Genomic DNA, 14,277 nt, shown 5'->3' with positions numbered 1-14,277 from the left:
GAGAAATTTTAATTTTCCCTGCCTTTGAAATCAAGTATAATTGATGCTTGTTTCCTATCTTTTTCTCTGTAACACTAAATCAGCTTTACCTTTTTGTACAGCTGATTTTGCTGCTTGTAAATTGGCTGTTTCACCTGTTTTATTCTCTAAGTAAATTGCACAAAAACCAAGTTCGTCAAAGTACCCCATTCCAATAAATGTATCAACATTGGCAAATAGATAAAGATCATCTTCTACACCTAGATAAGTGTATCGCTCTGAGAAAAATTTTATTGATTCTTTAACTACCGCTTCCGTATCTGAAAAAACGAGAACCATAGACTGTAACAGGTTGTTGTCAAAGCCATAAAGTGCACTTTTTATTTTAGCATTTTCACCTCTATAATACAGAGCTGTAGCTGTTTCATCTTGCAATGTTCTGGTTTCTTTACTCTTAACAATACTTTTTGTTGCGCCATATTCAATATAAGGTTCTGCACAAAGTGTACTGTATGGCGCTACATTTATAACAGAGGTTAACGTTACGTTTGCTCCAATGGCCTTAATTGTCGTTTTTCCAATTCTATAAGCATTAAAAAGACCTGAAGCAGATACATATCCAACAGTTTCGTCTGATGATGACCATTTAAATTCAGACTCTTCAATGTCTTTGGATCCTAATTTAATTACGAATTGATGTTCCTTGTCGTAATTCAACTCAAGGGCAGTCTGATCAAGAGAATATACTGGTTCTGGGGCTTTTTTACTGCATGACGTCAATATCATGGCAAGAGCAAGTAGCGTTAATAGCTGTTTTTTCATATTTGTTATTTGGTTAGTGAAGACAGTAATGAAGCTTACGATCAACCGTTGTTGTAAATATATAAAAATGACTCCAGTAATTCGGTGGACCTGGCTCAGGGAAATATCAAAATCAATCTTTTATGAGGTAATAGCTTTTAATAAGGTTAGTTAATTGTATTATTTATAAAAATGACTTATTTTAATAACTGCAAACTTCTATAAGCCAATAAAATATAAAAGAAAATGAATGATAAGTTATTAGCAATAATGATTATGGTCTGGGTATTTGCTACAGAAGTTGCTTATAGCCAAAAGAAAGTCTCTACACAAAAAATGGAGGAAGTGTATAACGAAGTGAAAACACCATTTAAGTATGGGATGGTGTTGGTGCCAGATAGTAAATCTAAAATGGTTGATAGTCCAAGTATTTTTTATAGCAATGGAAAGTGGTGGATGACCTATATTGTTTACGATGGCCAAGGTTATGAGACATGGCTTGCTGAGAGTTCCGACTTGCTAAACTGGAAAACACTGGGTAAAATTATGTCGTTCAGTAAAAACACTTGGGATGCAAACCAAAAGGCGGGATATCTGGCACTCCAGGATTATGAATGGGGAGGTTCTTACAAGCTTGAAACTTATAAAGATAAATATTGGATGTCTTACCTGGGAGGCGCGGATCAAGGTTATGAAGCTGGCAGGTTAGGTGTTGGCATAGCTAGCACAATCAATCCAACAAAGGCTCAGGAGTGGACTCGTTTAAGTAAACCTGTTATGTTACCCACAGATAGCACGGCACGCTGGTACGACAATGGATCGATATTTAAAAGTACTGTGATACACGATAAAGCGAAAAGCTTGGGGGCTTCTTTTGTGATGTTTTATAACGCCGCTAATCAATCGTCAAGCGAGAGATATCCAAAAGCAGAACGCATCGGCTTAGCTGTGTCTGATGATATGGTACATTGGAAAAGGTATGGGGAAGAGCCTGTCGTTGATCATTTTTATGGCATATCTGGCGATGCTTATATCACAAAGATGAAGGACCTTTGGGTGATGTTTTATTTTGGTGCGAATTGGAAGCCTGGTGCTTTCGATCGTTTTGCCTGCTCTTATGATCTGGAAAACTGGACGCTATGGAATGGCCCTGATTTGATAGCGCCTTCAGAAACATTTGATAAAACCTATGCCCATAAACCTCTTGTTATAAAATATAATGGAGTGGTGTATCATTTTTATTGTGCTGTAAGTATAAACGAAAAAGGTGAGGAGGAACGAAGCATAGCCCTAGCTACTTCCGTAAATCTTGGCAAGAGCCCGGTTAAATTTCCTAAATAGAAAAGCGAATTTATAAGTTGTATAAATAAAAAACAGTCCCATAAATCAATTATGGGACTGTTTTTTTATGAATTCTACTCTTCTGTTTTTTGTTTTGCCTTCTTCGCTGGTGTCTTCTGTGACAGGTGCAGTGGAGCCTTTGCCTTCGGTCTCTATACGTTCGGCATTGATTTTATAGGTTTTTACCAGTGCGTCACGAACGGATTCGGCTCGCTTAGTGGATAAGGTCAGGTTGGCTTCCGGTTTTCCGACTGCATCGGTGTGCCCGATAATTTTGATCTTAAGGTCAGTGTCTTCGGTCATAGCTGCTGCCACTTCTTTGATCACGCCCTCATTGTCTGATTTTACTTCAGCGGAATTGGTAGCGAAGAGGATCCCGCTGGTTTCCAGTCTGCCAGTAGTCAGTAATTTAGAACGGTTGTCGGCGCTTCCCTGGGCAAATCGAAAATTGGATACATAGTAGCCTAGTTGTTCGTTGGTATAGTTGGAGCTGGACATGTCGATTTTAAGCTGATTTAAATTGCCGTTTAACGGGGCGGCTTGCGGCAGGTCAAATATTTTTTCCTGATCTAGCCAGATCCTGACTCTTTCTTTTTGGACGCTGATGGCTACATGGATGACATTGCCTACTTTTCTGTCAAAATTAGCTACTCTATATTTATCGGTCTCCAGTTTTTTTGTTACGTTTTCGTAGGACGTTAACTGAATAGCACCTTCGGAGCGATAGGGGGCGATACCAAATTTTAAACAATTCTTGAGGCGGTAATCATAGGAGAGGATATCGCCTTTGTTTCCCCGGTCATACAAGGCGAAGTTAATGGCGGGTACCATATAGCCTCCTGCCGCGGGCCAGTTCATGATAAGATCAAATTCAATGGTGAAGTTTTCTCCGATATTGACTACCGGGCTTACAAATGTGCCGGGATAAAGACGCAACCAATTGCCTTTTGCGGTGTTTAGTGTCACCACTTCTCCTTTACTCCTTGTATACCATTTTAAAGGAAACTGACCCAAGGCATCCTGAGCGAAGTTATCTGCGAGCAGGACTTTTGAACCGGGTACAAAATCATAGGTAGTGGTGGCGGTTAACGCGCTGGTGGAGCTGCCGGTGCCGTTTTCTGTTTTTGCTGCAGTCTGGTTGTTATCAGTACTTTCTGTATTCTTTTTGGCTTTTCCTTCTATTGCTTTGTCAATGGTTTTGGAGGCCATGTCTTCTGCTTTTTGTTTCAACTTGTTTAAAAAGCCCTGGGCCATTAAATTGCTACCGGCCAGCAGTAAGGCCGAGATAAAGATTAATTTTTTCATGTTTATGCTGGTTTTTGTTTAAAACAGATGGGTGAACAGTGAGATTTCCAGGCTGATTTTTCTGATCTGATGTCCTGTTGAGGAGCTTTCATTTGTGGTGCCTGCGCTAACCTTAATCCTGGAAGGGGCTTGATGGGCATCGCTATAGTATGGTGTAAGCTGCACGCAGCAGGCGAGCAGGAAGAAAATGCCTGCGGCGTATTGGGCAAGTCGGTTGTTAATTGTCATTTGCGTATACGTTTAAATTGATGGATTCCAGTCTTTCCGGTGCGAGTACTTCTTGAGCCAGTGCGTACACCAGGTTGAAATGGGTTGATGTTGATTTTTGTTTCATGCTGTTCAGCCAGCCGGCCAGTTCCCTGTTGGTGTTGTGGATGAGCATCCATTGTAGGAAAACGTGTTCACTTTTGCTTGTGGATTGGTCCAGATGCAGCAATTGGAGCGCTTGGAGTTCCCGGTCACTGTAGCTGCACCACAGTAAAGGGTTGATCAGCTGTTCTTCCGTGTTCATATGGTTGAGCTTATAGGCCATAAACTCGACAAAGGCAGTCAGCAGGTTATTGGCTACAGCTTCTTTTTCGGTGTTGGCTTTTGCTTCTTCAAAGCCGCAGATCAGGATGTCTAGGTCTAGGGTTAAAGCATCGGTGTGGTAGTGCTGGCTGGTAAAATAGCCGATCATGCTTTGCGCTTCTGCACCCAATTTTGGGAAAACAACATCATCTTCCCATTTAATATGCCTGTGCATCAGTAGCAAAACAAGTTTGATGCGTTCGATGGCGGCCTCTGCCTGCGCCTCAATTAGAAAATCTGTCTGTTGAAGTTGCAAGAGCGTATCGGCAAGCAGGGCTCTTAGTCCTTTATGTGCGCTTTTAAATAGGTTAAATCTGATCTCTTCCATGTATAGCTTAATTTTAGTATTTCTCAATTGCTGATCTAAATCAGTGCAGGTTTGAAATATGATTCAAAATTAAGCCGGAAAAGGGGGGCGGGGAATAGGGGATACTGTTCAAGTATCTAGGTATTACTGCCTATTTTATTGGGTAAATGGGATATTGACCTTGATTTGGGTGGTGCTTTGACTGTGGTGAACACTGATGCTGCCTTTGAGTAGTTCCAGTCTGTTGTGGATATCCGGGGAATTGCCCAGTGGCTGCTGGGTGTCTTGCAGGTCAAACTGGAAATCTACACTGGAGGTTTGGCGGATGATGGCATAGCGGATTTGCTGGGTGGATTTGCTGGCCATGATGCCATCGGTTAACAGTTGTAGGATCCTGAAGATGTGTATGGACTCGTCGGTGCTGAAATGTTGGTTGATCTCATCGGTTTTTCCCTGCTCAAGGTGATGGTCTGCGAAGGTATCAGTGATGAGTCCGTGGATGCTTTGGGTTAGTCCCAGTAGGTCCATTTGATAAGGTCTCAGCCGATGGAGGATACCACGTACCTCTGCCATGATAGTTGCAACCTGCGCTATTGGGCCGCTGACTTGGTTTTTTAGGGCTGCTTCGCTGAGTTGTTGCAGGCGCCAGGATCTGTTTTTGATCAGGATCAGCTGCTGGCCAATGTTGTCGTGCAGTTCCATAGCTACGCGTTTTTTCTCCTGTTCTTGTCGCTGGAGGAGTTCTTTAAGAAAGGCTCTTTTTTCTTCAATGGTTTTCAGCTGGATCAGCTCCTGCTGCTTCCTGTAAAAATTGAGCCTGTTGGCTAGGGCGAATGACAGGATCAAGGCTTCCAGCAGCGTTCCCCAGTGCATGCTGGTGCGGGTAAACAGGTTATCGGGCAGGATATTAAGGTCTTTTAAATTATACACCGCATTGCCCAGCATCAGAAGACCGAATCCCAGTATAAAATAAATTGCAGGTTTGTATCCATTTCTTAAGCTCTGTACGCCTGCTCCAAACCAGTAGATGAAATAGGGGTACATTAAGTATTGTACAAGTATAAAGGAATAGGCACCTTTCCAGAATATGTCGGTCAATAAAATGAGCAGAGAAAGCAAGCACATCTGTCCCCGGATTTTATAGAAAAAAGGACTGTTCTTTTTGGTCTGCAAAAATGAGTTGGTAAAAAAGATACTCAAAAGGCTAGCAATGGCAATGATGGTGCCTGCACTGTTTAACCAGATGAGCGAGCTCAGGATGTCCGGCAGGAAGCCATTGTAGAAAAACAGGTTCAGGCTCCAGAAAAATATATAGCCCAAATAATATAGATAGGGCTGTTCTTTTGTGAGTATGTAGACAAAGAAGTTGTAAATGGCAAAAGCCATGAGCATGCCGAAGACAATGCCATTCAATAAATCGCTGAGGTGGCTCTGTTCAAAGGCATTTTGTAATGTGATGACTTTGATCGGGAGCCGGAGTATATTATTGCTGCTGGCCTGGATGTAAAATTCTGCCTCGGTATGAATCGGGATGGAAATGGGAATCAGCAGGTTGTTTACCCGTACTTCGCCGGTTGCTTTGGGTTTGTCGGCATAGCTGGTAAATATTTTAATCAGGCTGCCTGCTCTTTTCTGATAAACGCTTACTGATTGCAGTACCGGGGGAGAGTCGACCTGGATATGCCAGTCTGTTTTATTACTTTGGTTAAGGATGCGGGTTTTAACCCATACCGAGGCAGTTGTTGCACCTAAAGACAAGGTCGGGAACTTTGAGGGTTTGAAGTTTTTACGATCCGGTAGCTGGTTCGCTTCCAAGTTGTTCTCTGGATCAACCAGGAATAAAGGATGGGTAAGGGGATAGCTTTTTTCAGGGTCTTTCAATACGATATTCTGGGCGTAAGTTGTCCTTAAACCTGACAGGTTTAGGATCAGTATCGTTAGAAAAACTTTGGTTAACCCCTTGCTCATTTGTTAGCGGTGTTCGATGGCAAAACGCAGCAGGCTGTTTTTGCCGTTCAAGTTTAGTTTTTTCAAGATATTCATCCGGTGATTGGATACGGTCTTTTCACTGATGAACAGTTCATCTGCAATGGTTTTGGTACTTTTATAGCTGCCAACCATTTTCAGTATTTTCATTTCAGAAGGGGTTAGGGTATTTAGCAGTTCATTGGCAGTAGGATTGCTGCTAGCCGCTCTGCGCTGGCTCAACAAAAAAGAACTCATTTCAGGACTGATGTAAGAATTTCCCGTTATGACTGCCTCTATGGCCTGAATGATGTCGACTACGGCATTTTCTTTCAATACATAACCGGCAACTCCAACATCCAGTGCGTGGAGGAAGGTGTCTTTTGCCTTATGCATGGTTAGCAGGATTATGTTTGCCTCGGGAATAATTTTGATCAGCTCTTCGGCGGCTACGAGTCCATTCATTTCCGGCATGTCTATGTCCAGTATGGTCACCATGGGATGACGAGTTCGGGCAATAGCGAGTGCTTCCAAACCGTTTTTGGCTTCAAAAATAACCTCATATCCGGGTTCAGTTTCTATGACTTCTTTCAGCCCCTTGAGGAATATCGGATGGTCATCTGCGATCAATATGGTTGTTTTTATATTCATGTTTTTATACACTAGTTTGCGTAGCAATATTTTTTTCTATAGGTGTTTTTATATAAACTTTGGTGCCGGTGTTCGGTATGCTGCTCATTTTAAGTTCTGCCTGTAAGAGTTTACAGCGTTCGCGGATACCAGACAGACCCAGGCCTGATGAAGGATCGCTGGTGTCATATCCTTTTCCGTTGTCCTGGTAATACAGGTTTAAATGATGTGCTGCTGCTTTAATGCGGATGTTGCAATCGGTAGCACCGGCATGTTTGATCAGGTTGCTGAGCAGTTCCTGGATAATTCTGTAAATATTCATCTGTCCCTCTTTGTTCAGTAGCTGATCCAACTCAGCTATATCCAGATGAATTGTGGTTGGGGTGTCGTTTGTTATATCCTCCACCAGACGTTCTATGGAACTTTTCAATCCGAGGGTATCCATTTGATAGGGCCGGAGAGAGAAAGATACGTTACTAACTTCTTCAATGGCCTTGCCTATATCCTGGGTGATGCTGTTAAACAGGTCTGGGTTTGCGCCTCGGCTTTGTTTTTCCAACACGTATATATCGTTTTTGAGCACTACCAGTTGTTGTCCTACGCGGTTGTTCAGCTCAGCAGTGATGCTTTCTTTTTCATTTTCTTGTGCAAGGAGGAGCTGTTTGGAGAAACCGGCAGTCTGGTCTAGCATCTGGGTTTGCAAGCGCATGGTTTGTTTTTTTACATCGTTCAGTTTTACGGCCAGGGCGAAGGAGAGTACTAGTGCCTGAAGGCAAAGCCCCATTTGAAGGCTCATTGAGGAGTGGAAGCCTTCATAAAAGCCGTAGCTGATCAGCAGGCAAGCCAACGCGGCAAGGTAATAGGCAGCGGGTTTAAATCCTTTTTTTAAACTGTAATAACCGGTAGTCAGCCAATACCCAGCTGCGATCACTAAACAGCCCTGCAGGAGTTGAAATGCCAGTACAGAATAGCCTGGCAGATCAATGAGTATAGGGAGCAGAAATACAATGACCAGCCATTTACTATTGTTGAATAGGATTGGTGCATAATGATGTGTACGCAGATAGCCGTTGCTGAACAGTATGCTAAATGCAAGTGCGATAGCACAGGAGCCGGTGAGCAGTCTTAAGCTCCAGGCCGGTAGCCACTGGATAAAATAGCCGTTCCAGATCAGTAAAAACAGGATGCTGAAAAACAGATAACCTAAATAATAGAGGTAGGATTTGTCCCTGGTCGCGATGTAGATATACAGGTTGTAGATCATCAGGGCCAGTAAAGCCCCGAACATAAAACCGTTGACGATATTTTTAAAATGCTCTTCCTCGTAAATCGCTTCCAGCGTGCCGGCGTATATGGGGACTTTCAGCTTATAATTGTTTTTGATGCGCAGGTAATAGTGTTTGCTTTCACCATTCTTGAGTGCTAAGGGCAGAATAAATCCGTTCACTTTTACCGGACGGTTGGCATAAAGTACTTTATCATTCAATTTCAGGTGTTTAAACCCGCCACCGGTTTGTTCTGTATATAGGTCTACTTCGTTTACCGGTGGTGGTACCTGGATGTACCAGTCGTTGGAGCCGGAATTATTTTTCAGAGTGATGTTGATCCAGAGGGCATTTTTGCTGAGCTGGGCATCTTTGAGTTTATAAAATGCTTCTGCGTTACCTAGCACGATCTCTTTTGCCGCAACAGTTAGGCTTGCGGCCAGTAGGATAAGTAGACAGATGATACGCCTTGGAAACATATTCAAATATAAATAAGATAAAGGGATTGAAAATGGGTAGTAGTACCTATAAATATGATTAATGTCGCTTATTTATCTCTTCAGATCCTCGGGGTAATTTTGACCCCGGATTATTTATGATACAAATACGATAGCAATAAAAATTTGAATATGAAAAAGTTACATGTATACCTGATGAGTGTTTTGTGTGTGTTAAGCATACTCGCCTGTAAAAAGGATAAAGTAAAACCTATGGATGAAGAAAATGCTGCGGTTGTGGCTTTGGTTCGGCCTAAGGGAGTTTCAACGGGAGCTGTGGTCAGCAGACGTATTGGACCGGCTGGTGGAGTGCTCATATCTTCGGAATGTAGCCTGAGTATTAATATACCAGCTGGTGCGTTGAAAGAGGAAACGACCATTGGTATTGAACCCATTACAAGAACTAATGTCGCCGGTGTAGGGCAGTCATTTAGACTTACACCCCATGATCTGCACTTTGAAAAGCCGGTTTCACTGATTTATGCATTTTCGGCGGAAGCAGATTCTGTAGCGATGGTCGAGACATTTGGATTTGCTTACCAGATGGCCAGCGGGGTATGGAAGTTTGTGGGAACGAGCAATTATGATCTCGAGGGAGGGACGGTGACGTTTAAGACGACACATTTCAGCGATTGGTCTATGATGAACCGGGTGTCACTTTCACCGCTTAATGCTAGTCTGGAGCCAGGAGATAAACAGGTGGTTAAAGCGCTGATTTATACGGAGTCGAAATACGAGGATCTGCTGGTGCCACTTACCGGTGAAGGGGGAGTGGAGCCGGGTTATCCGGTAGGAACTCCGGTGCCGCTGCCTTCAAAATATGTTAAATCCTGGAATTTGACGGGGCCGGGGAATCTCATCAGCTCAAACGGAAATGCGGTGACTTATCAGGCACCTGCTACGGTGAACGGCTTTACTAATGCGACGGTGGGCCTGGCCCTGAATGCCCCTGTGACTGGTACGTTTATGTTGTTGTCCAATATCGAGATTATGGGTGATGGATGGGCGGAACTGACTATTGGTGGTAGTTCGTTTACAAAATTCCCGGTGACACCAGCTGTAAAATCCGGACAGAGGTATCTGCTTTCTAATCCTGAAGATGAAGGTGGTGGTCATTTCCTTTTGACCTGGACCGGGGGTGTGGGGAATTATGCTTATGATCTGACTGCTACGGGAAATAAGTTCCATTTTCTGGTTGGAAATGGCGGTTATGTAAGCAGCTATGTCGATCCAATACAAAAGGAACTGCTGCCTAGTGGTGGCAGCATCAACATTACTAAAATGGACAATAAATGGGTGGAAGGTAATTTTACAGTGTCTAATGCCGGTATTGGCCCATTGCTTTTAGAAACTACCCATGTAAAAGGCAGGTTTAGAGCCAGAGTGTACAATCCTTAAGGGAATTGACATCCAGGGAGGAACGGACAGAGCAAGGATCCCCCTAAACGACTAAAATGCTATTTATTCAATTTCAACAAAAAATCAAATGAAAACGAACAACGTAATAAAAATCGATAAGCGACCAATACGCTTATTTTTACCAATTCTTTTACTATCTATAGCCACGCTGCTTGGTATGGTGTATAGTTGTAAAAAGTCTAATGCCGCTCCGGTGGATACTGAAGGTGATTATGGAAACCATCCCAGATCTACTGTACCTGATGAACTTGTAGGCTACTGGATAGCCGGGGTGAGCTCTATAGGTAATTTCTGGGGTTATGATGGCAGCTACCAGGGACCGGCGAATGAGATTGCTGTAGGTTATATGCTGTATAAGGATGGTCGCGCAAAGGAGTATTTCTATTATACCAGTACTTCTACTTATTGCCGAACCCAGGTTTTGGGTTATAAAGAAGGAACAGTGAAGATCGATCCTGCTGCTAAAACCTTTGAAATGTTTTATGCCAGCGGGAATTACCGGTCTTTTAATACCTGTGGTTCCAGCAATCCTCCGGGATTTGGGGAATCCAAAAAATATACCTCCGCAGAGCTGTATCCTGCAAAGAAAATGCTGAGGAACAATTGGCGTATCCAGGAGATCAATGGCAAGAAGGTATTGGTGGTTCCAATAGGAGATGGAGAAGAACAGTATTATGAAAAATCAACAGAACCGCAGAAATAAATCTTAAAGCATATGTTAACTATTTTAACAGCAAGACAGCCATTCGGATTTGGTGGGATGTTGCTTTTATTGATCATCCTGTCGGCCTGTAGTCGGAATAGGGATATCCCGAGGCCGACCAGGGTGACTCAAATACAGTTTAAGGAAAATCTGATGACGGTGGCTGTCGGGCATACAGCTGAGCTGAAGGTGCTCCATTCGCCATCCGAATTGAAAGCACCGGGCTATGAGTGGTCTGTATTGGATGCTCAGGTGGCAAGGGTGGAAAACGGTGTGGTGTATGGGTATCGGGTAGGAGAAACCGAAGTATCGGTAGTTGCCAAAGAATTGGGTTTAACAGCCAGTATAAAGATCAGGGTTTTGCCAATCTTGCCACAAGCGCTGCGGCTGCAGGCTGAGAAAACTTCTCTGCTAGTGGGAGAGGAAACCCAAATTGCTTATGCGATAGAACCGCAGGATGCAAGTGATATAGACAAGCTCGAAATCGAATGGTCTAGTTCAGATGAGACTGTCTGTAGGGTGTCTGAGGGTAAAGTCTTGGCCGTTGGTGCAGGAGCAGTGGAAATTGTTGCCTTGATCAAAGGAACAGCTATAAAAGCAGTACTGACCATACAAGTAGCTCCGGTATCAGTTGAATCGGTTTCTTTAAATGTCCCTCAAACGACTGTATCCGTTGGAGAGGGGGCACGTTTGGTCCCCCGGATTTTGCCAGCAAATGCGACTGATCAGCGATTAATCTGGTCGTCAGCAGATCCGCAGGTCGCCAGTGTGATTGAGGGAAGGGTATTGGGAATAAAGGAGGGGACAACTACGATCCGGGTGACTACTGTTGATGGACAGAAGACCGCAACCTGCCAGGTCACTGTGAAACCTGCACAGGTGCAGCAAATCGTATTGTCCTCCTCTATATTATCCTTAGTTTTGGAACATGAACATGTATTAAGAGCAACTGTGCTACCTGAGCATGCAAAGGATAAATCACTGAAATGGAATTCTTCCAATATCAGCGTTGCTACCGTAGATCAGCGGGGTCAGGTTATTGCCAAAGGGAAAGGGCGGGCTATCATTTCGGCAATCTCTGTCAATAACCCCCGAGTGCAGGCAATTTGTGAAGTGGTGGTTATGAATCCGGAGGAATGGGTATTTACCCAAGTGACGGTCACTAATCGGGTGTCGACCAATGGGTATGTATCGGCAAACCTATCGGGTTTGATCACAAATGGATATTCCATGCCTATTCAGTTGATTTCCTTTGAGTTGGTGTCACATACAGGCGAAGTAATCCTAGGCAATTATCAGAAGCCAATTATTTCGCCGGGTATGTATCAGACACACCCATGTGCGGTCAAGAATATATATCGACCATTTGTAAGGTATGTATTTGAGTTGAAAGGAAAGCGTTATGAACGACGTATTGATATCTGATCGCTCAGTATTGGTTTAGTAATGGGCCTTAACCCGGCTTGAGTGGGGATCATTCTTTTTATTTAATATAAATATATGACAGCTAACTATGGCTATTATATGTTAGCTGGTTAGGTTTAATGTAGCTAATTTATGGTTTTAGCGTAACTCTTTGAATGATAGTTGTATATATGCAAAAAAAGCAGCTCGACAGGAGCTGCCTTTTTTCTGGTGGCAATGAGGGGGATATTATCGAATCGCTAGATCAGTTTTTACTGTTAATAAGGACGATTAATGAAGAAAAGTCTAAATTATAATTTAAGTCCCTTTTTCCAATGAATTGTTCTAGTGTGATGATAATTTTTTTATCCTTCGCTGGTTTTGGGAAGTCAGGCGTTTGGCTTTCAGCTGCTCATTGGCTAGTTCGATCAGCAGGTTGTCAAGTTCAGGGTTTCTGAGTCGGATTTCTTCCTTTTCCAGTTTTGATTTTAGCTTCATGAAGCGATCCGAAAATTTAATGTAATCCTCGTCCAAATCGTATTTGCTGACCGGTCTCCTGTCTTCAGAAGAGAGCTTATTCTGAATTGTCTCATGGCTTCCTGCGCCCTAGAATCGTAGATGAAAAATAACTCAGGAAAGTGAAAATGCAGGTATTTGGAGGTGAGGGTTACAATCATATTCAAATATAATTAACATAAATAGATTGAAAATGGGTAGTAGTACCCACAAATATGATTGATATAGCTTATTTCCCTTTATAGTTGGCCAAGATAACTTTGATTAAAATATTTTATTTAAAAAAACAGAGAATTCAATTTTAATATTAAACCCTTTGAAATGTCCTATGCCAATGGAAATTACAGATCATACAATTCCTGCAGTTCCAGCAATTCTCCAGGATTTGGAGAAACTAAAAAATATACATCGACAGAGCTATATCCCCAAGAAAATGGTTAGGGACAATTGGAGTATTAAGGAAATAAATGGCAAGAAAGTATTGGTGGTCCCAATAGGAGATGGAGAAGTGCAACAATATATGAAATCAACTGAACCGCAAAAATAAGATCCTATAAAATGGTAATTAGTCACTGCCTGGAAAAACAGAACTATCTAAAAAGGAAATGTTCAGCCAGAATAGTCGGTTCAATTTTAAAATTAATATTGTTGGGAGCCATTTTTAGCAGTTGCAAAAAAAACATCCCGAAAGAACCTGAACTGTCCCCAGTGAAGATGATCAAGTCTATTAAGACAGATGATGGTCAATTCGAGCAAAATTTTATAGTCAATTATGGTCCGGACAGACAAGTGTCTTATGTTGGTTCAGCTGATTTCAGATTTGGCTATACCTATAGTTATCTGAGTACACAGATTAGTCGCATTAAACATAATGCAGGAGATTTGCATTATACACTTGTCTTGAATTACTCAAATAACAATGTACTATCGAATGCAGAATTTAAAGTCACAAATACTTCAGGTGTAATCAAATCCTTCCCATTGACCTGCACGACTATTGGAGGTTTTACCACAATAGCAACAAATGTTAATGATTTAACTTTTCTTGAACTTCAGGTAAGTGAAGGAAAATTAATTAAAGCACTAACAAATTCCTGGTACTTAAAAACTTCTATAAGTTTTCAGTATAACGATCAAAAGGGTCGGGTTTATGGGAGTGTGATTCCTATATTTGTATTGAAAAATCCAATTTTCCCTGCAAAAGCCATTTTAGTGAATGAACTTATTTCGCTTTCCTTACAGGCATTTTCTTCAAAACAGCTTACAGAATTTCAGTCCTTAAGATCCTCGGCAATTATAAGTTATACTCAGAACTCAGGAGATTTAACATCTATAAAATGCCAGAGTGATGAGCTGGATCCGGATGGAAATCTTGTTAAAAGTGTTAAAACTGATATCACCTATACTTATTAGTATGGGTTTAATCCATCAGGAAAAAGGATATCAACGGCTACGGTGTTTATAAACAGCTGTTAGATTGTAGGATCGAATAGTTGTGCGAGTTGTTTATGTTTTTAACTGTTTGTATTTCAGTAAAATGTTTTGAATAAAAAAGAGACGCCATAAGTTTGGCGT

At 42.2% G+C, this 14,277-nt stretch carries 13 protein-coding genes; 6 read left to right on the top strand and 7 right to left on the bottom strand.

Translation table 11 applies throughout. The features are described 5' to 3' along the window. Positions 1-54: 54 nt before the first annotated feature. Positions 55-801: an Ig-like domain-containing protein gene (locus tag J1905_RS15705; RefSeq protein ID WP_214228249.1), complete on the bottom strand. Its 747-nt coding sequence runs from the start codon at positions 799-801 to the stop codon at positions 55-57. A 225-nt stretch (positions 802-1,026) separates the two neighbouring features. Here J1905_RS15705 and J1905_RS15700 point away from each other — a divergent pair, with 225 nt between their 5' ends. Further along, entirely contained in the window at positions 1,027-2,121 is a 1,095-nt protein-coding gene (locus J1905_RS15700) for a glycoside hydrolase family protein (protein ID WP_250318116.1), read from the top strand. A gap of 45 nt (positions 2,122-2,166) precedes the next feature. On the opposite strand, the gene J1905_RS15695 is transcribed toward J1905_RS15700, so the two are convergent. From J1905_RS15695 to J1905_RS15670, 6 genes are all read right to left on the bottom strand, one after another. Further along, positions 2,167-3,426, bottom strand: a complete 1,260-nt coding sequence (locus J1905_RS15695; RefSeq protein ID WP_214228248.1) for an OmpA family protein — start codon at positions 3,424-3,426, stop codon at positions 2,167-2,169. Between the two features lie 18 nt (positions 3,427-3,444). After that, positions 3,445-3,654, bottom strand: coding sequence for a hypothetical protein (locus J1905_RS15690; RefSeq protein ID WP_214228247.1), 210 nt, complete (start codon positions 3,652-3,654; stop codon positions 3,445-3,447). Then, positions 3,644-4,324 (bottom strand): hemerythrin domain-containing protein, encoded by a 681-nt coding sequence (locus tag J1905_RS15685; protein ID WP_214228246.1) that lies wholly within the window; start codon positions 4,322-4,324, stop codon positions 3,644-3,646. The genes J1905_RS15690 and J1905_RS15685 overlap by 11 nt, the downstream gene beginning before the upstream one ends. Before the next feature lie 135 nt (positions 4,325-4,459). Continuing rightward, on the bottom strand, positions 4,460-6,271 hold the full coding sequence (locus J1905_RS15680; protein WP_214228245.1) for a sensor histidine kinase: 1,812 nt from the start codon (positions 6,269-6,271) through the stop codon (positions 4,460-4,462). Positions 6,272-6,274: 3 nt separating this feature from the next. Further along, complete coding sequence (locus J1905_RS15675) at positions 6,275-6,919, bottom strand: response regulator (RefSeq protein ID WP_214228244.1); 645 nt, start codon at positions 6,917-6,919, stop codon at positions 6,275-6,277. Positions 6,920-6,923: 4 nt separating this feature from the next. Beyond that, the gene (locus J1905_RS15670; RefSeq protein ID WP_214228243.1) at positions 6,924-8,642 is read right to left on the bottom strand and encodes a sensor histidine kinase; all 1,719 of its coding nucleotides are present in this window, start codon (positions 8,640-8,642) and stop codon (positions 6,924-6,926) included. A gap of 657 nt (positions 8,643-9,299) precedes the next feature. Here J1905_RS15670 and J1905_RS15665 point away from each other — a divergent pair. The 5 genes from J1905_RS15665 (at position 9,300) to J1905_RS15645 (ending at position 14,115) form a co-directional block, all read left to right on the top strand. Beyond that, positions 9,300-10,058, top strand: a complete 759-nt coding sequence (locus J1905_RS15665; protein WP_214228242.1) for a hypothetical protein — start codon at positions 9,300-9,302, stop codon at positions 10,056-10,058. Positions 10,059-10,146: 88 nt separating this feature from the next. Beyond that, positions 10,147-10,782 carry a hypothetical protein gene (locus J1905_RS15660; RefSeq protein ID WP_214228241.1) on the top strand — a complete coding sequence of 212 codons (636 nt, stop codon included), beginning with the start codon at positions 10,147-10,149 and terminating at the stop codon, positions 10,780-10,782. A gap of 12 nt (positions 10,783-10,794) precedes the next feature. Beyond that, the gene (locus J1905_RS15655; protein ID WP_214228240.1) at positions 10,795-12,207 is read left to right on the top strand and encodes an Ig-like domain-containing protein; all 1,413 of its coding nucleotides are present in this window, start codon (positions 10,795-10,797) and stop codon (positions 12,205-12,207) included. A gap of 823 nt (positions 12,208-13,030) precedes the next feature. Further along, entirely contained in the window at positions 13,031-13,249 is a 219-nt protein-coding gene (locus J1905_RS15650) for a hypothetical protein (RefSeq protein ID WP_214228239.1), read from the top strand. A 167-nt stretch (positions 13,250-13,416) separates the two neighbouring features. After that, positions 13,417-14,115, top strand: a complete 699-nt coding sequence (locus tag J1905_RS15645; protein ID WP_214228238.1) for a hypothetical protein — start codon at positions 13,417-13,419, stop codon at positions 14,113-14,115. The last annotated feature ends 162 nt before the right edge of the window (positions 14,116-14,277 follow it).

The sequence above is a fragment of the Pedobacter sp. B4-66 genome (genome assembly GCF_018492665.1).
Classification (GTDB): Bacteria; Bacteroidota; Bacteroidia; order Sphingobacteriales; family Sphingobacteriaceae; genus Pedobacter.
This window is presented reverse-complemented; position numbering and strand designations above follow the sequence as displayed.